The organism is Citrobacter sp. 506 (assembly GCF_050434985.1).
GTDB classification, from domain to species: Bacteria; Pseudomonadota; Gammaproteobacteria; order Enterobacterales; family Enterobacteriaceae; genus Citrobacter; species Citrobacter braakii.
This window is the reverse complement of the sequence record NZ_JBNDJN010000003.1, coordinates 448,253-466,469: the sequence shown is the minus strand read 5'-3', so window position 1 is coordinate 466,469 and position 18,217 is coordinate 448,253. Positions and strand designations below refer to the sequence as shown.

At 52.9% G+C, this 18,217-nt stretch carries 14 protein-coding genes; 7 read left to right on the top strand and 7 right to left on the bottom strand.

Annotated features, from left to right (window positions below; genetic code table 11):
- The first annotated feature begins 113 nt into the window (after window positions 1-113).
- The gene (locus tag ABIE10_RS15130) at window positions 114-1,715 is read left to right on the top strand and encodes a DUF3300 domain-containing protein (protein ID WP_429156202.1); all 1,602 of its coding nucleotides are present in this window, start codon (window positions 114-116) and stop codon (window positions 1,713-1,715) included.
- Window positions 1,716-1,725: 10 nt separating this feature from the next.
- Complete coding sequence (locus tag ABIE10_RS15125; RefSeq protein WP_047499851.1) at window positions 1,726-2,520, top strand: DUF2950 family protein; 795 nt, start codon at window positions 1,726-1,728, stop codon at window positions 2,518-2,520.
- Window positions 2,521-2,580: 60 nt separating this feature from the next.
- Here ABIE10_RS15125 and traT read toward each other — a convergent pair whose 3' ends face one another.
- The 5 genes from traT to pdhR form a co-directional block, all read right to left on the bottom strand.
- Window positions 2,581-3,312: a conjugal transfer complement resistance protein TraT gene (gene traT, locus ABIE10_RS15120; protein WP_043018444.1), complete on the bottom strand. Its 732-nt coding sequence runs from the start codon at window positions 3,310-3,312 to the stop codon at window positions 2,581-2,583.
- 195 nt (window positions 3,313-3,507) lie between these two features.
- Window positions 3,508-4,932 (bottom strand): dihydrolipoyl dehydrogenase, encoded by a 1,425-nt coding sequence (lpdA, locus tag ABIE10_RS15115; RefSeq protein ID WP_016155701.1) that lies wholly within the window; start codon window positions 4,930-4,932, stop codon window positions 3,508-3,510.
- Between the two features lie 175 nt (window positions 4,933-5,107).
- Window positions 5,108-6,994 (bottom strand): pyruvate dehydrogenase complex dihydrolipoyllysine-residue acetyltransferase, encoded by a 1,887-nt coding sequence (gene aceF, locus ABIE10_RS15110; protein WP_200046652.1) that lies wholly within the window; start codon window positions 6,992-6,994, stop codon window positions 5,108-5,110.
- A gap of 14 nt (window positions 6,995-7,008) precedes the next feature.
- Window positions 7,009-9,672, bottom strand: a complete 2,664-nt coding sequence (gene aceE / locus ABIE10_RS15105) for a pyruvate dehydrogenase (acetyl-transferring), homodimeric type (protein ID WP_016151717.1) — start codon at window positions 9,670-9,672, stop codon at window positions 7,009-7,011.
- A gap of 162 nt (window positions 9,673-9,834) precedes the next feature.
- Window positions 9,835-10,599 carry a pyruvate dehydrogenase complex transcriptional repressor PdhR gene (pdhR, locus tag ABIE10_RS15100; protein WP_003018699.1) on the bottom strand — a complete coding sequence of 255 codons (765 nt, stop codon included), beginning with the start codon at window positions 10,597-10,599 and terminating at the stop codon, window positions 9,835-9,837.
- A gap of 564 nt (window positions 10,600-11,163) precedes the next feature.
- Between pdhR and aroP the strand changes: the two genes are divergently transcribed.
- The 3 genes from aroP (at window position 11,164) to ABIE10_RS15085 (ending at window position 15,051) form a co-directional block, all read left to right on the top strand.
- Window positions 11,164-12,537: an aromatic amino acid transporter AroP gene (aroP, locus tag ABIE10_RS15095; protein ID WP_087121850.1), complete on the top strand. Its 1,374-nt coding sequence runs from the start codon at window positions 11,164-11,166 to the stop codon at window positions 12,535-12,537.
- Between the two features lie 157 nt (window positions 12,538-12,694).
- Window positions 12,695-14,101: a glycoside-pentoside-hexuronide (GPH):cation symporter gene (locus ABIE10_RS15090; RefSeq protein ID WP_016151715.1), complete on the top strand. Its 1,407-nt coding sequence runs from the start codon at window positions 12,695-12,697 to the stop codon at window positions 14,099-14,101.
- Window positions 14,101-15,051, top strand: coding sequence for a glycoside hydrolase family 43 protein (locus ABIE10_RS15085; RefSeq protein ID WP_429156197.1), 951 nt, complete (start codon window positions 14,101-14,103; stop codon window positions 15,049-15,051). Before ABIE10_RS15090 ends, ABIE10_RS15085 begins: the two co-directional genes overlap by 1 nt.
- 85 nt (window positions 15,052-15,136) lie before the next feature.
- On the opposite strand, the gene ampE is transcribed toward ABIE10_RS15085, so the two are convergent.
- Both ampE and ampD read right to left on the bottom strand, forming a co-directional pair.
- Window positions 15,137-15,991 carry a beta-lactamase regulator AmpE gene (gene ampE, locus ABIE10_RS15080; protein WP_016155697.1) on the bottom strand — a complete coding sequence of 285 codons (855 nt, stop codon included), beginning with the start codon at window positions 15,989-15,991 and terminating at the stop codon, window positions 15,137-15,139.
- Window positions 15,988-16,551 carry a 1,6-anhydro-N-acetylmuramyl-L-alanine amidase AmpD gene (gene ampD, locus ABIE10_RS15075; protein ID WP_016151712.1) on the bottom strand — a complete coding sequence of 188 codons (564 nt, stop codon included), beginning with the start codon at window positions 16,549-16,551 and terminating at the stop codon, window positions 15,988-15,990. The genes ampE and ampD overlap by 4 nt, the downstream gene beginning before the upstream one ends.
- Before the next feature lie 87 nt (window positions 16,552-16,638).
- Between ampD and nadC the strand changes: the two genes are divergently transcribed.
- Window positions 16,639-17,532 carry a carboxylating nicotinate-nucleotide diphosphorylase gene (gene nadC / locus ABIE10_RS15070; RefSeq protein WP_016151711.1) on the top strand — a complete coding sequence of 298 codons (894 nt, stop codon included), beginning with the start codon at window positions 16,639-16,641 and terminating at the stop codon, window positions 17,530-17,532.
- A gap of 244 nt (window positions 17,533-17,776) precedes the next feature.
- Window positions 17,777-18,214 carry a prepilin peptidase-dependent pilin gene (ppdD, locus tag ABIE10_RS15065; RefSeq protein WP_016151710.1) on the top strand — a complete coding sequence of 146 codons (438 nt, stop codon included), beginning with the start codon at window positions 17,777-17,779 and terminating at the stop codon, window positions 18,212-18,214.
- The last annotated feature ends 3 nt before the right edge of the window (window positions 18,215-18,217 follow it).

Here is an 18,217-nt window from a genome sequence, read left to right as displayed (position 1 = left end):
CGGACCTGCCGGGTGAATCCCCAATAAAAGTCAAAACTATCTAACACGGGTGAATAATACTCGCGGCAACAGAACGCCTCACGGCACAGCGCTTGTCTCGTTGGAGTCATTTTATGAAGTTGCCCTTTAAGCCACATCTGCTTGTCCTTCTGTGCAGTGCCGGGCTGTTTGCCGCCTCTGGCGTGATGTTCGTTAAAAGTCGCGCAACGGAGCCAGTAGCTCCAGCCCCCGTCGCACAGCAACCGTCCGCACCGGCTCCAGCTCCCGTAGCGGCCCCTGCCCCGGCCGATCAACCAGCGCCCACCGCAGCCCCTACGTACACATCGGCACAAATCGATCAGTGGGTTGCGCCTATCGCGCTCTATCCGGATTCACTGCTGTCGCAAATTTTGATGGCCTCAACCTACCCGGCGAACGTCATCCAGGCCGCGCAGTGGTCAAAAGACAATCCCAAAATGCAGGGTGATGCCGCCATTCAGGCCGTTGCCAGCCAACCCTGGGATCCCAGCGTAAAATCGCTGGTGGCGTTTCCACAGCTGATGTCGCTGATGGGTGAAAATCCGCCGTGGGTACAGAGCCTGGGCGATGCATTCCTTGCGCAGCCGAAAGAGGTTATGGATTCCGTTCAACGCCTGCGTGCGCTGGCGCAACAGACCGGAGCGTTACAATCAACACCGCAGCAGACCGTTACCACCGTGGCCAAAGCAGCACCGACTAAAACTGTCACCAGCGAGTCAACGACCACAACAGCCACGACCGCCGCCTCAGCAAGCCCAACGGTAATAAAAATTGAATCCGCCGACCCGCAGGTAGTTTACGTTCCCACCTATAACCCAAATACGGTTTACGGTACCTGGCCGAACACCGCCTATCCGCCAACCTATCTACCGCCAACGCCCGGCGAGCAGTTTGGCAACAGCTTCGTTAACGGTTTAGGCTTCAGCCTCGGCGTCGCCACAACTTATGCCATCTTCAGCAATATTGACTGGGATGACGACGATGACTGGGATCACCATCATAACGATGACTGGGATAACCATGGCGGCTATAACCGCAACGGTGATAACAACATCAATATCAACGTAGATAACTTCAATAAAATCAGTGGACAGCGTCTGACGGATGCCAACCGTACCTGGCAGCACAACCCGGCCTATCGCGAAGGGGTTCCGTACCCTAATAGCCAGCTCAATAACCGCTTCCACTCCACTAACACGGCTACGGGCCTAAGCTCAACCCAGCAAAGACCGGTCAACCGTGATAGCCAGCGTCAGGCAGCGTTGAGCCAGATGGAAAAATCAACGGGGAAAACCTTCCCCCAGACGGCGCGTACGGGAACGAAAGACGCCCAGCGTCAGGCATCCAGCCAACAGCTAAAGCAAATTTCCCAGCGTAATAACTACCGTGGTTACGATAGCAAACCGCAAACGGCAAAACGGGCAAACACTCAGCAACATGAACATCGCCAGGCCGCCACTCAGCGACAAGAGAAACGGGTCACGCAACCAGCGCAGCAACGCAACGTGCAGCAGCGCAATCTTCAACAACGGACCAGCCAGCCGCGGGCCAATGCGCTGAGCGGCAACGACAGTCGCTCCGCCAGTTGGCAGGCGCAGCAGCAGCGAGGGGCTCAAAGCAGGCAGGTCGCCCGCAATCAGCCATCTCGCCAGCTATCCGGCGACCGTGCTGAACACCGTGAATTCCGTCATCGTTAAGGGAAGCGACATGAAAAATAAACTACTCAGTGGAATGGTGTTATTCATGGTTTCGACCACCGCGATGGCACAGCAATCCTTCAGCACACCAGACCAGGCGACCGATGCCCTGGCAACTGCGATAAGCGAGCAGAATGAAAGCGCGATGAACAACCTGCTCGGGGAAAACTGGCGCGAGTTTCTGCCACCGGAAGGCGTCGATCCTGATGCGGTTGATCGCTTCCTGCGCGACTGGAAGGTCCGCCATAATACCGTCATCGACGGCAATAGCGCGCACCTGGTGGTCGGGGACAGCGACTGGCAACTGCCGATCCCGGTTGTTAAAACCGCTTCCGGCTGGCAATTTGATATCAAGGAAGCGGCTGAAGAGATCCTGACCCGTGAGATTGGGCGCAACGAACTTGCGGCTATTGAAGCATTACACGCCTATGTAGATGCTCAGCAAAGCTACTTTGCGATGAACCAAAAATACGCGCAAAAGATTGTCAGTTCTGAAGGGAAAAAAGATGGTCTGTACTGGCCTGTTTCGCCCGGCGAAGCGCCAAGCCCGCTTGGCCCGGCCTTTAGTCCGCAAGAGCCTGGCACGGGCTATCACGGCTATCGTTTCCGTATCCTTCCCGATAAAACCAGCGGCTTTGCGATGGTTGCCTGGCCCGTCAGCTACGATCACACTGGCGTTATGAGTTTTATGATTAACGGTGATGATAAAGTCTATCAGGCAGATCTCGGCGCTGATGCACAGCAGAAAGCCGAGGCGTTAACCGCATATCATCTGGATAAAAACTGGCAGCCCGTAGCGCCCTGAATGCCAGTCAAATAGTGATTTGGCCGGGGAAGCGCCCCCCTCCGGCCAACTCACGAGAGATTACAGGATGTTAGCGACGGATTTCGCCAGCTGCGCTTCCAGAACCGGTTTCGCTTCTTCGAACTTCAGGTTCACTTTGTTGGCATTAGACACGACGCGGGTCTGGTATTTTGCGCGATCGCCCTGCGCGCTGCTGGTTTGCAGCTTGATACCGGACGTGCCCTGGCGCAGTGCGGCAACGTTATCCGTTGTCACTTTCGCTTTGCTGCGCTCAGAGATTTGCAGGTCAGTGACCATGGTGTAGTTCACGTCTTCTACCATGGCATCCGCGGCCATACCGATCAGCCCCGCCGCCAGGCCAACGCCCAGCGCCGCGCCGGAGGAGTTGCTGTTATAGGCGGTGATGCCCGCTCCCAACGCAGCACCCACCGCTGCCCCTTCATAGCCGGTCTTCAGGAAGCCCTGAGCTTCACGCAGATCCATTTTGTCCGCTTTCAGTACGTTCGCCTGTACCCAGTAGTAAGCGCTGTCTGGTGAACTGGTCACTTTATAGCCCTTCGCAGACAGGTCGTTTGCCAGCAGGGTTTGCAGGTTGCTCATGTCTTTATCAGAAGTGTTTTTTACCTGAATGTAGACGGTCTTCTCGCTGGAAGGCTCCAGCCAGATGGTTTCACTCATCTGCGTTTTCACTTCGAGATTACGTTTTTTAACGGCGGTGGTCATCGCGCCACAACCAGTCAGCGTCATTGTCGCGACAACCATGCCAACAACCGCGATTTTTTTTAAAGACATGTTATTTCCTTTTTTCGTGTAATAGAGAATCCAGAGCCTCTTAACCGCGCGGCCAGTAGCCACACAATGGCGAAAAAAGTATCGGCAGTTGCGCAATTTTTTTTAGTGGAAATATCAATAAGATGACTACCAGAACTGGTAGCTTTCAGGCAAAAAAAACGCCTCCGAAGAGGCGTTTTCACAAAAGCGGGAAGATTACTTTTTCTTCGCTTTCGGGTTTGGCAGGTCGGTGATGCTACCTTCGAACACTTCTGCCGCCAGGCCCACAGACTCGTGCAGAGTCGGGTGCGCGTGGATGGTCAGCGCAATGTCTTCAGCATCACAACCCATTTCGATCGCCAGACCGATTTCACCCAGCAGCTCACCACCGTTGGTACCGACAATCGCACCACCGATAACACGGTGAGATTCTTTGTCGAAAATCAGTTTAGTCATACCGTCTGCGCAGTCGGAAGCGATAGCACGACCAGAAGCAGCCCACGGGAAGGTGGCGGTCTCAAAGCTGATGCCTTTCTCTTTCGCTTCTTTCTCAGTCAGGCCAACCCATGCAACTTCTGGTTCAGTGTATGCGATGGATGGGATAACTTTCGGATCGAAGTAGTGTTTCTTACCGGCGATAACTTCAGCGGCAACGTGACCTTCGTGAACACCTTTGTGCGCCAGCATCGGCTGACCGACGATATCGCCGATAGCAAAGATGTGCGGCACGTTGGTACGCAGCTGTTTGTCAACGCGGATGAAGCCACGGTCATCAACTTCCACGCCAGCTTTGCCCGCGTCGAGGTTTTTGCCGTTCGGTACACGACCGATAGCCACCAGCACTGCATCGTAACGCTGAGCTTCAGCAGGCGCTTTTTTGCCTTCCATGGAAACGTAGATACCGTCTTCTTTCGCTTCAACGGCGGTTACTTTGGTTTCCAGCATCAGGTTGAATTTCTTGCTGATGCGTTTGGTAAAGACTTTAACCACGTCTTTATCGGCAGCCGGGATAACCTGGTCAAACATTTCAACCACGTCGATCTCTGAACCCAGCGCATGGTACACGGTACCCATTTCCAGACCGATGATACCGCCGCCCATTACCAGCAGGCGCTTAGGAACAGTTTTCAGTTCCAGTGCATCGGTGGAATCCCACACGCGCGGATCTTCATGCGGAATGAATGGCAGTTCGATCGGACGGGAACCCGCCGCGATGATCGCGTTGTCAAAGTTGATCACGGTTTTGCCGTTTTCACCTTCAACTTCCAGGGTGTTTGCCCCGGTAAATTTACCCAGACCGTTAACCACTTTCACTTTACGGCCTTTGGCCATACCCGCCAGACCGCCGGTCAGTTGAGTGATAACTTTTTCTTTCCAGGTACGAATCTTGTCGATATCGGTTTTCGGCTCGCCAAAAACGATACCGTGTTCAGCCAGCGCTTTGGCTTCTTCGATAACTTTTGCTACGTGCAGCAGCGCTTTAGAAGGGATACAGCCGACGTTCAGACAAACACCACCGAGGGTGCTGTAACGTTCTACGATGACGGTCTCCAGACCTAAATCTGCGCAACGGAAGGCAGCAGAGTAACCTGCAGGGCCTGCCCCAAGTACCACGACCTGAGTTTTGATTTCAGTGCTCATCATGACCTCTTAATTTATACCCGTCGTCCACCGGGTCGTTCTATCCGCCCGTATTTTACAAAATTGTTAACAATTTTGAAACAACAAACGGCAACCGATTTGTCTTTCGCACAATAACCTCACTGACTTCATGAGATTACCAGAAAAAAGCCGGCCGTCGGGCCGGCTTTTTCGCTTACATCACCAGGCGGCGAATGTCAGACAGCATGTTGTTGATGATGGTGATAAAGCGCGCACCATCAGCACCGTCGATTACGCGGTGGTCGAAGGAGAGCGAAATCGGCATCATCAGACGCGGCATAAACTCTTTACCGTTCCACACTGGCTCCATAGAGGACTTGGAGACACCGAGGATAGCCACTTCCGGCGCGTTCACAATCGGCGCGAAGTGGGTCGTACCCAGGCCACCGATGCTGGAGATGGTGAAGCAACCGCCCTGCATTTCGCCAGCGGTCAGCTTGCCATCACGCGCTTTCTTGGAGATGGTGGTCAGTTCACGAGACAGCTCGGTAATGCTCTTCTTGTTCACGTCTTTGAAGACCGGAACAACCAGACCATTCGGCGTATCTACCGCAACACCGATGTTGATGTATTTTTTCAGGGTCAGACGCTGACCGTCTTCAGACAGAGAGCTGTTGAAGCGTGGCATCTGTTCCAGAGCGGCGGCAACGGCTTTCATGATGAAGACCACTGGCGTGAATTTCACATCCAGTTTACGTTTTTCAGCTTCGGCGTTCTGCTGTTTACGGAACGCTTCCAGATCGGTGATATCGGTCTTGTCGAAGTGAGTAACGTGCGGGATCATCACCCAGTTACGGCTCAGGTTAGCACCAGAGATTTTCTGGATACGACCCAGTTCCACTTCTTCGATTTCACCAAACTTGCTGAAGTCCACTTTCGGCCAAGGCAGCATGCCCGGAATACCGCCGCCTGCTGCTGCCGGAGCAGCTTCAGCACGCTTGATAGCGTCTTTCACGTAAGCCTGAACGTCTTCACGCAGGATACGACCTTTACGGCCAGAACCTTTCACTTTCGCCAGGTTTACACCGAACTCGCGCGCCAGGCGACGAATCAGCGGCGTTGCATGAACGTAAGCGTCGTTCTCAGCGAACTCAGATTTACCTTCCGCTTTCGCGGCCGGAGCTGCGGCTGGTTTAGCAGCCTGAGCCGGTGCAGCTGCAGAGGCTGGAGCAGCCGCGGCAGCAGGAGCAGGTGCTGCGCCTTCAACTTCGAAGATCATAATCAGAGAACCGGTTTTGACTTTGTCACCGGTGCTGATTTTGATTTCCTTCACGGTGCCCGCGAACGGTGCCGGAACTTCCATCGACGCTTTATCGCCTTCAACGGTAATCAGTGACTGCTCAGCGGCAATTTTATCGCCCACTTTAACCATCACTTCAGTGACTTCAACTTCGTCACCGCCGATATCCGGAACGTTAACCTCTTTCGAGCCAGAAGCTGCCGGAGCCGCCGCTGCTGCTGGAGCTGCCGCCTGAGCCGGTGCTGCAGCAGGCGCTGCGCCTGCAACTTCGAAGACCATAATCAGAGAACCGGTAGACACTTTGTCGCCCGTGTTGATTTTGATCTCTTTAACGGTGCCCGCGAACGGCGCCGGAACTTCCATCGACGCTTTATCGCCTTCAACGGTGATCAGAGACTGTTCAGCCGCAACGGTGTCGCCCACTTTAACCATAACCTCGGTAACTTCGACTTCGTCACCGCCGATGTCCGGTACGTGTACTTCTTTCGCCGCTGCCGCAGCAGGTGCTGCTGCCGGAGCTGCTTCTTTCTTCTCTTCTGCCGGAGCAGGTGCAGCGGCTGCTGCACCATCGGCGGAATCGAAAATCATGATCAGTTTGCCGGTCTCAGTTTTGTCGCCAACAGAGACTTTGATCTCTTTAACGATACCTGCCTGAGGAGACGGAACTTCCATAGAGGCTTTGTCGCCTTCTACGGTGATCAGCGACTGTTCAGCTTCAACTTTGTCGCCTACTTTGACCAGGATCTCGGTGATTTCAACTTCATCAGCCCCGATGTCCGGTACATTGATTTCGATAGCCATTATTCTTTTACCTCTTACGCCAGACGCGGGTTAACTTTATCTGCATCGATGTTGAATTTGATGATTGCGTCAGCAACCACTTTCTTATCGATTTCGCCACGTTTAGCCAGTTCGCCTAGGGCCGCTACAACCACATAAGAAGCATCAACTTCGAAGTGGTGACGCAGGTTTTCACGGCTGTCAGAGCGACCGAAGCCGTCAGTACCCAGTACGCGATAATCATCAGCCGGTACATAAGTACGAACCTGTTCGGCAAACAGTTTCATATAGTCAGTAGATGCCACTGCCGGAGCGTCGTTCATCACCTGAGCGATGTACGGAACGCGCGGAGTTTCCATCGGGTGCAGCATGTTCCAGCGTTCACAATCCTGGCCATCACGCGCCAGTTCAGTGAAGGAGGTTACGCTGTAAACGTCAGAACCTACACCGTAGTCGTTCGCCAGGATCTGTGCTGCTTCACGCACGTGACGCAGGATAGAACCGGAGCCCAGCAGCTGAACTTTACCTTTCTTACCTTCGAGGGTTTCGAGTTTGTAGATACCTTTACGGATACCTTCCTCGGCACCTGCTGGCATTGCCGGCATGTGGTAGTTTTCGTTCAGCGTGGTGATGTAGTAATAAACGTTCTCTTGTTTCTCACCGTACATACGCTCCAGACCATCGTGCATGATGACCGCAACTTCGTACGCGTAAGACGGATCGTAAGAGATACAGTTCGGGATAGTCAGAGACTGAATATGGCTGTGACCATCTTCGTGCTGCAGACCTTCGCCGTTCAGCGTCGTACGACCAGAAGTTCCCCCTACCAGGAAGCCGCGAGCCTGTTGGTCGCCTGCCTGCCAGCACAGGTCACCGATACGCTGGAACCCGAACATGGAGTAGTAGATGTAGAACGGAATCATCGGCAGATCGTTGGTGCTGTAGGAGGTCGCAGCAGCCAGCCAGGATGCGCCAGCACCCAGTTCGTTGATGCCTTCCTGCAGGATCTGACCTTTCTCGTCTTCTTTATAGTAAGCAACCTGCTCACGGTCCTGCGGGGTGTACTGCTGACCGTTCGGGCTGTAGATACCGATCTGACGGAACAGACCTTCCATACCGAAAGTACGCGCTTCGTCAGCGATGATCGGAACCAGACGATCTTTGATCGACTTGTTCTTCAGCATCACGTTCAGGGCACGAACGAAAGCGATAGTGGTGGAGATTTCTTTGTTCTGCTCTTCCAGCAGTGCACCGAAGTCTTCCAGAGCAGGCAGTTCCAGCTTCTCGGTGAAGTTCGGCTGACGAGCAGGCAGATAGCCGTGCAGTTTCTGACGCTGAGCGTGCAGATAAGTGTGCTCTTCAGAACCTTCCGGGAAGGTGATGTAAGACAGGTTTTCAACCTGCTCATCGGTCACAGGAACGTTGAAACGGTCGCGGATATAACGCACGCCGTCCATGTTCATTTTCTTAACCTGGTGAGCGATGTTTTTACCTTCGGCGGTGTCACCCATGCCGTAACCTTTGATGGTATGGGCCAGGATTACAGTTGCTTTGCCTTTGGTTTCCTGCGCTTTCTTCAGTGCAGCGTAGACTTTCTTCGGATCGTGGCCACCACGGTTCAGAGCCCAAATCTGCTCGTCAGTCCAGTCAGCAACCAGGGCTGCGGTTTCCGGGTATTTACCGAAGAAGTGCTCACGTACGTATGCGCCATCTTTGGATTTAAAGGTCTGGTAGTCGCCGTCAACGGTTTCGTTCATCAGTTGGATCAGTTTACCGCTGGTATCTTTACGCAGCAGCTCATCCCAACGACCGCCCCACATGACTTTGATAACGTTCCAGCCAGCGCCCGCGAAGATGCCTTCCAGTTCGTTAACAATCTTGCCGTTACCGGTGACCGGACCGTCAAGACGCTGCAGGTTACAGTTGATAACAAAGACCAGGTTGTCCAGTTTCTCACGGGTCGCGATGGTGATAGCACCCTTAGATTCTGGCTCATCCATTTCGCCGTCGCCCAGGAAGGCGTAAACGGTTTGTTTAGAGGTATCTTTCAGGCCACGGTGTTCCAGATATTTCAGGAATTTAGCCTGATAGATTGCACCGATTGGGCCCAGACCCATAGATACGGTCGGGAACTGCCAGAATTCCGGCATCAGTTTCGGGTGCGGGTAGGAAGACAGGCCTTTGCCATGTACTTCCTGACGGAAGTTGTTCATCTGCTCTTCAGTCAGACGACCTTCCAGGAATGCGCGAGCGTAGATGCCCGGAGAGATGTGGCCCTGGAAGTAAACCAGATCGCCGCCATCCTGCTCGTTGCGTGCACGGAAGAAGTGGTTGAAGCAAACATCATACACCGTTGCGGAGGACTGGAAGGATGCCATGTGGCCACCCAGCTCGAGGTCCTTTTTAGACGCGCGCAGTACGGTCATGATGGCGTTCCAGCGGATAGCAGAACGAATACGACGCTCCAGCTCCAGATTGCCCGGGTATTCCGGTTCATCTTCAACGGCAATAGTGTTTACATAATTGCTGGCCCCAGCACCTGCCGCTACTTTCACGCCGCCTTTGCGAGCTTCTGAAAGCAGTTGGTCGATCAGATACTGAGCACGCTCAACACCTTCTTCACGGATGACCGATTCGATCGCCTGTAGCCAGTCGCGAGTTTCGATCGGATCCACGTCATTTGGGAAACGTTCTGACATGGGGGTATTCCTTATCTATCTAATACGTTGAGTTATCTGGAACCTGTCCCATTACGTTCTCACCAGAGAGCGTAATAAGACAGGTTCTGCGTTTAGTTGCCGCGCCTTTCGATAGCGCTTGATTTACAACATCTTCTGGTTAACGTTCTGCCAGAAAAATCACTAATTCTTTCGTTGCTCCAGACGGCGTAAGGCGCGTTCACGACGGCTTTCCTCACGGCTCCTGTCCAGCAGAATCTCTTCGATAAACGCCAGGTGACGGTGAGACGCTTCACGCGCTTCTTCAGGCTTCCCGGCGATAATTGCTTCAAAGATGCGGGTACGGTGACTGCTCACCAGCGGCAGCATCTCGCGACGCGCATACAGCAATTCGAAGTTTTGCCGAACGTTCTGGGCCAGCATCGGCTCCATACACCTTAGCAAATGGAGCAGCACCACATTATGTGCCGCTTCGGTGACAGCAATTTGATACTGGAGTACCGCGTCAGATTCGCCGTCAAGATCGCCGGACTGTTGAGCAAGCTCGATCGCATGGTGGAGTTCACGGATACGCGTTTTGTCTTCATCCGTGCTGCGCAGTGCAGCGTAATAGGCTGCAATACCTTCCAGCGCATGGCGCGTCTCAAGCAGGTCAAACTGGGATTCAGGATGGTCGGAGAGCAGCTCTACCAGTGGGTCGCTAAAGCTCTGCCACAGGCTGCTCTGAACAAAAGTGCCACCGCCCTGACGACGAAGCAGTAACCCCTTCGCTTCAAGGCGTTGGATCGCCTCGCGTAAGGAGGGGCGGGAGACGTCGAACTGTTTTGCCAGCTCGCGTTCCGGTGGGAGTTTTTCTCCGGGGCGAAGTGTCCCCTCAAGAATTAAAAACTCCAGCTGCTGCTCAATCACATCGGAGAGTTTTGGTTGGCGGATTTTGCTGTAGGCCATGATTTCCTGTCTTAAGCCATTTGCCCGGAGTCAATTGGTCTTACCAATTTCATGTTCTTGACGCTAAAGTAACAAAGTATTCACCTTCTGTCCATACAGGTTTTGATTGAAATCAGTAAAGGGGGCATATTTTAACAACATTACAGAAATAACGTTTCAAACATGTAACTATGCACAAATGTTAAATTTACCCACCACGGGGTAGTTTTAACGGAATTGAAACGAAAAAATATCTCATCTGAACCGATTCACCTGATTATTTATCGACACATTAGCCACAATTAGTGAATAAAAATTCAAAATGGAAATTTTGTGGTAGATAAACTCGCATTTACAAATGGTTTCTTTTTATTCAACTCGTCATCTTGCCCGCATAAAGCAGGTGCATTCGCGCTCGCATATCATTATTCTGATCAAGACAAAAGCATTGAGGCAACATTTTATCTAAAGCATCTGTAAACAAATAAATACAACAAACGGAATTGCAAACTTACACACGCATTGCTGCGTAGTTCAAAAAATAAGTACTCGAAATATGAAGAGTAAAACCACACACGAGGTTTAATGATGGAAAGTCAACAGCATGGCGATCAGCTCAAGCGCGGTCTTAAGAACCGCCATATACAGCTAATCGCGCTGGGTGGCGCGATTGGTACCGGGTTATTCCTCGGTAGCGCATCTGTTATCCAGTCTGCAGGACCGGGTATTATTCTGGGTTACGCAATTGCCGGCTTTATCGCCTTTTTGATTATGCGTCAGTTAGGTGAAATGGTGGTTGAAGAGCCGGTTGCAGGCTCCTTTAGCCACTTTGCTTATAAATACTGGGGCGGTTTCGCGGGTTTCTCTTCTGGCTGGAACTATTGGGTACTGTACGTCCTGGTTGCCATGGCTGAACTGACTGCCGTAGGTAAATACATCCAGTTCTGGTATCCGGAGATCCCCACCTGGGTTTCTGCTGCAGCCTTCTTCGTGCTGATCAACGCCATCAACCTGACCAACGTGAAAGTGTTTGGGGAAATGGAGTTCTGGTTCGCCATTATTAAAGTCATTGCCGTGGTTGCGATGATTCTGTTCGGCGGCTGGTTGTTGTTTAGCGGCAACGGCGGCCCGCAGGCCAGCGTCAGTAACCTGTGGAGCCAGGGGGGCTTCCTGCCGCACGGCTTCACCGGTCTGGTGATGATGATGGCTATTATTATGTTCTCTTTCGGTGGGCTGGAGCTGGTCGGGATCACCGCAGCAGAAGCCGATAACCCGGAGCAAAGCATTCCCAAAGCAACCAACCAGGTTATCTACCGTATCCTGATTTTCTATGTAGGTTCGCTGGCTGTTCTGCTTTCCCTGATGCCGTGGACGCGCGTCACGGCTGATACCAGCCCGTTTGTCCTTATTTTCCACGAGCTGGGCGACACCTTTGTTGCCAATGCTCTGAACATCGTAGTGCTGACCGCTGCCCTTTCTGTCTATAACAGCTGCGTATACTGCAACAGCCGTATGCTGTTCGGTCTGGCACAGCAGGGCAACGCGCCAAAAGCGCTGATGAACGTCGACAAACGCGGCGTACCGGTGAACACCATTCTGGTCTCCGCGCTGGTTACGGCTCTGTGTGTACTGATCAACTATCTGGCACCGGAATCCGCCTTTGGCCTGCTGATGGCGCTGGTGGTTTCCGCACTGGTGATCAACTGGGCAATGATTAGCCTGGCGCACATGAAGTTCCGCAAAGCCAAACAGCAGCAAGGCGTTACCACCCGTTTCCCGGCGCTGCTCTATCCGCTTGGTAACTGGGTATGTCTGATTTTCATGGCTGCAGTGCTGGTGATTATGCTGATGACGCCGGGCATGGCGATTTCGGTGTACTTAATCCCGGTATGGATTGCCATTCTTGGCATCGGCTATTTGTGCAAACAGAAAACCGCCAAAGTAGCTAAAGCACATTAATTCTCCCTCCCCCACCGGCATCAGGTGGGGGTTGTTACCTGCCTCACACTTTCCCACTCACGACTGTTTCGTCCATATCACTGGCGTTATCCTGCAACGCAAAAACACCTCTACCAGACAATAATTATCTCCATATCTTATTAATGGAGTGCAGTTGATGGAAACCAGTAAGCTCACGGTGAAAGAAAAGATCGGCTATGGAATGGGCGACGCCGGATGCAACATCATCTTTGGCGCCATCATGTTGTTTGTTAACTATTTTTACACAGATATTTTTGGCCTGGCCCCGGCCCTGGTCGGCGTGTTACTGCTCTCAGTACGCGTTATAGATGCCGTTACCGACCCTATTATGGGCGCGATGGCCGACCGCACCCGCAGCAAATATGGTCGATTTCGTCCATGGCTTTTGTGGATGGCTTTCCCATACGCATTATTTAGCGTACTCATGTTTACCACCCCTGAGTGGACATATAACAGCAAAGTAATCTATGCGTTCGTCACCTACTTCCTGCTCTCTATCACCTATACGGCGATCAACATCCCTTACTGCTCGCTCGGCAGCGTCATCACTAACGATCCAAAGGAACGTGTCGCCTGCCAGTCATATCGCTTTGTGTTGGTAGGAATTGCAACCCTGCTGCTCTCCCTCACCTTGCTGCCAATGGCGGACTGGTTTGGCGGGGAAGATAAAGCTAAAGGCTATCAGATGGCGATGGCAGTGCTGGCCTTCATCGGCATGTGTATGTTCCTGTTTTGCTTTGCAACCGTCCGTGAGCGCGTACGTCCTGCCGTCCCGACTAACGACGATTTAAAAGCCGACCTGAAAGACGTATGGAAGAACGATCAGTGGGTAAAAATCCTGCTGTTAACCCTGTGCAACGTCTGTCCGGGCTTTATTCGCATGGCTGCCACCATGTACTACGTAACCTGGGTTATGCAGCAAAGCACGCAGTTCGCAACGCTGTTTATCAGCCTTGGCGTTGTGGGCATGATGATCGGCAGCATGCTGGCGAAGGTGTTAACCGATCGCTGGTGCAAACTGAAAGTCTTCTTCTGGACCAATATCATCCTGGCGATTTTCTCCGGCGCGTTTTACTTCTTCGATCCTAAAGCCACCATGATGATTATGGTGCTTTACTTCCTGCTCAACATTCTGCATCAGATCCCATCCCCACTGCACTGGTCGCTGATGGCGGATGTCGATGATTACGGCGAGTGGAAAACCGGTAAACGTATCACCGGAATCAGCTTCTCCGGCAACCTGTTCTTCCTGAAACTGGGCCTGGCGATTGCCGGAGCGATGGTTGGTTTCCTGCTCTCCTGGTATGGCTACGACGCAGGGGCGAAAGCGCAAAGCGACTCCGCCATTAACGGTATTATGCTGCTGTTTACCATCATACCGGGTGTAGGCTACCTGATTACCGCAGGCGTAGTTCGTCTGCTGAAAGTTGACCGCGAGTTTATGCAACAAATCCAGACAGATTTAGAAAAGCGCCGCGCCAACTACCGTGAACTGAATGAGTACCACGATATAAAAACGACTGAAAACGTAAGGAAAGCCTAATGAATCAGTGGCCAAACCCCTTTATTGAACAGCGTGCCGACCCGTTTATTTTACGTGACGGTAGCCACTACTATTTCATTGCTTCAGTGCCCGAATACGATCGTCTGGAGATCCGCCAAGCGGACTCGCTGGAAGGGTTACGCACCGCCGTCCCGGTTGTCGTCTGGCGCAAACCAGAAAACGGCCCCATGAGCCAGCTGATCTGGGCGCCTGAGATCCATCATCTGGCAGGCAAGTGGTACATCTATTTTGCCGCCGCCCACACACAGGCGCTCGACAAGCAGGGGATGTTCCAGCACCGTATGTTTGCGCTCGAATGTGCAGACGCCGATCCGCTGACTGGCCAATGGACAGTGAAAGGGCAGATTAAAACGCAGTTTGATACCTTCGCGCTCGATGCCACCACCTTTAACCATCAGGGAAAACAGTGGTATCTGTGGGCGCAGAAATCCCCCGATATCGCCGGAAACTCCAATATCTATCTCGCCGAACTGGAAAATCCATGGACGATTAAAGGCGAGCCGGTAATGCTCAGTCATCCAGAGTATGACTGGGAATGCCGGGGTTTTTGGGTCAACGAAGGCCCGGCCGTCATGGTTCACGGCGATAAGCTGTTTATCAGCTATTCCGCCAGCGCCACCGATGAGAACTACTGTATGGGATTATTGTGGATTGATCTCAATGCCGATCCGCTCAACCCGCAGAACTGGCACAAATCGCCGCGCCCGGTCTTTACCACCAGCTACGAAAACCGCCAATACGGGCCGGGGCACAACAGCTTTACGCAAACGCCGGAAGGTGAAGATGTGCTGGTGTACCACGCGAGAAATTACACTGAAATCGAGGGCGATCCGCTGTACGACCCAAACCGCCACACTCGTCTGAAGCTGGTGCGCTGGAACAAAAACGGGATGCCAGATTTTGGCATCCCACCTGCTGATACGTTTTGAAAGATTGGCCCGCAAGCACAAAGTGACCGGGCCAATCTTTTTTCCTCGACGGATAAGCGCAACGCCATCCACCAATAATAATGGCTTAAATTAATGTTCCATAAATGGTCAGCACGGCAATGACCACCACCACCACAAACGAGGTCTTCTTCGCCATCGAAACCGCGGCTTTTGGCGTTGCGACTTTATCGGTATGTGGTTCACGCGCCAAAGAAAACTGTGCAAGGCGAGTAAGCACCTGATATTGCGAAGTATGCAGATCCGCCAGCGACGCAAACCAGGCAGGCAACGCCTTCTCGCCGTGCCCCAGCAGCGCATAGACGACACCCGCCAGGCGCACCGGGATCCAGTCCAGCACATGCAGGATCGCATCGATACCTGATTGCAAACGCTGGTGCGGCGTCTGATAGCGCGCCAGCCAGGACTGCCAGGCACGTAGAAAGGCATAACCCACCAGCGTCACCGGTCCCCACGGGCCACCGACAATCAGCCAGAATAACGGCGCAAGATAAAAGCGAAAGTTGTTCCATAACAGCGCGTTCTGCAGTTCGCGCAAGAACTCACGCTCATCGCACTCAGGCGGAATCCCATGAATCAGGGTCAGCTCGCTGGCCATCGCTTCACGGGCGTGAGCGTCATCGCGAGCAGCCGCGTTCAGATATGCATGATAATGAAGACGCGTCTTGCCAGCGCCGATGCACAGCAAACCAATTAAGATCCACGCCACCAGCAAAGGCACGTTAAACAACAGGCCTTGAAGTGCGCGCAGCAGCAGGAACGTCACCCCCATCGCAATAAGGGCCATGCCTACCGTACGCATCATCGAAAAATGCTTCACCCGGCGGAAAAAAGCTTCAACCCGGTGATCAAGCTGCCAGTGCTCACCCAGCTTAAACAGGCGTTCAACAATCAACACCAGTAATGTTGTAAACAGCGTCATGTCATCTCCTTGTGCGACGAGGGGGTGACCAGGGCGCGAAACCTTGCCCAGTCAAAAGAGGGCCCGGGATCGGTCTTACGCTCGGGCGCAATATTGCAATGTCCTGTCATGTTGTTGGCAATGGCCGGATAACGCGTAATCAGGGCATTCGTCACGGCTGCCAGTTGCTGATACTGCGCATCGGTATAGGCCAGCGTATCCGTCCCTTCCAGCTCAATACCAATTGAGAAATCATTACAGCGTTCGCGGCCTTGATAGTTGGACACGCCAGCATGCCAGGCGCGTTTATCAAAGGGGACATACTGCACGATTTCACCGTCACGGCGAATTAAACAATGTGCCGAAACGCGCAAATGGGCGATCCCGGCAAAATAAGGATGGGCATTGGGATCAATCGTGCCCGTAAACAGCGCATCGATCCACGGGCCGCCAAACTCGCCGGGCGGCAGGCTGATATTATGCACCACCAGCAGAGAAGGGTTTTCGTCATCCGGGCGGCAATCGTAATGAGGAGAGGGAACGCGTCGCGCCTCTGCCAGCCAGCCCTCGTCTAACAACATGCAGAATCTCCTTATTGGTGGTGCTCATATCAGGTTCAGGGTAGCATGTTTCCACCTTATGATTCGTTAGCAATTTGGAGTTTTATCATGCCGCCTCGCCGCTATAACCCTGACTACCGACGTGACGCGCTGTTGGAACGCATAAATCTGGATATCCCTGCCGCTGTAGCTCAGGCGCTGCGTGAAGATTTAGGCGGAGAAGTTGATGCCAATAACGATATCACCGCACAGCTTTTACCCGCGGAGATGCGCTCCCACGCCACCGTGATCACCCGCGAAGATGGCGTTTTTTGTGGAAAACGTTGGGTGGAAGAGGTCTTTATTCAACTGGCTGGCGATGATGTCAACATCACCTGGCATGTCGAAGATGGCGACAGCATTAAGGCCAATCAGCCGCTATTTGAACTGGACGGCCCTTCCCGCGTGCTGCTAACCGGCGAACGTACCGCGCTTAATTTTGTACAGACGCTTTCGGGTGTGGCGAGCGAGGTGCGTAAATATGTCGACCTGCTGGCGGGAACAAAAACCCAACTACTGGATACACGTAAAACTCTGCCGGGGCTACGTACCGCGCTGAAATACGCCGTATTATGCGGCGGCGGCGCAAATCATCGTCTGGGCCTTTCTGACGCTTTCCTGATTAAAGAAAACCACATTATTGCTTCAGGTTCGGTACGTCAGGCCGTTGAAAAAGCCTTCTGGCTGCACCCGGATGTGCCGGTTGAAGTCGAAGTAGAAAGCCTGGATGAACTGGACGACGCGCTGAAAGCAGGGGCCGACATCATCATGCTCGATAACTTCGAAACTGACCAAATGCGGGAAGCGGTAAAACGCACCAACGGCCAGGCGCGTCTGGAAGTGTCGGGTAACGTCACTCATGAAACTCTGCGCGAATTTGCTGAAACCGGCGTGGATTTCATCTCTGTTGGCGCGCTGACCAAGCATGTTCGCGCGCTCGATCTCTCTATGCGTTTTCGCTAATTACTGATGGTGTAGCCCGATAGTACTTTCACTTATCGGGCCCATCACGTCGGTTTTTTCTATCGGCCGGATAAAGCGTTTACGCCGCCATACGGCTGTTTCTTCGAGCCTCTTCGCAACTACGTTGTCTGACTCTGTAATTTCATAAAAATCCTCGGAACCCGCCTTCCCGTTCTGTTTTTTGCCTCTCGCCGTGACCCCGAGCGTTTGCCAAAGTAGCGCCAGCTAACTCAAGGAGCGAACGATGGACAAGCAACGAGGCTTCACACTTATCGAACTCATGGTGGTCATTGGCATTATTGCCATCCTTAGCGCCATCGGTATTCCGGCTTATCAAAACTATCTGCGCAAAGCTGCGTTAACAGACATGCTGCAAACCTTTGTTCCCTATCGCACGGCGGTTGAGCTCTGTGCGCTGGAGCATGGCGGAACAACAACCTGTGATGCCGGAACGAATGGCATCCCTTCTCCAGCCACCACCCGTTATGTCTCCGCCATGAGCGTTGAAAAAGGGGTGGTCAGCCTCAGCGGACAAGAAAGCCTGAACGGGTTAAGCATCACCATGACGCCGGGTTGGGACAATGCCAACGGTATTACCGGCTGGAGCCGTAACTGCGTTATCCAGAATGACAGCGCATTGCAACAGGCCTGTGAAGATGTTTTCCGTTTCGATATTAATTAAGGA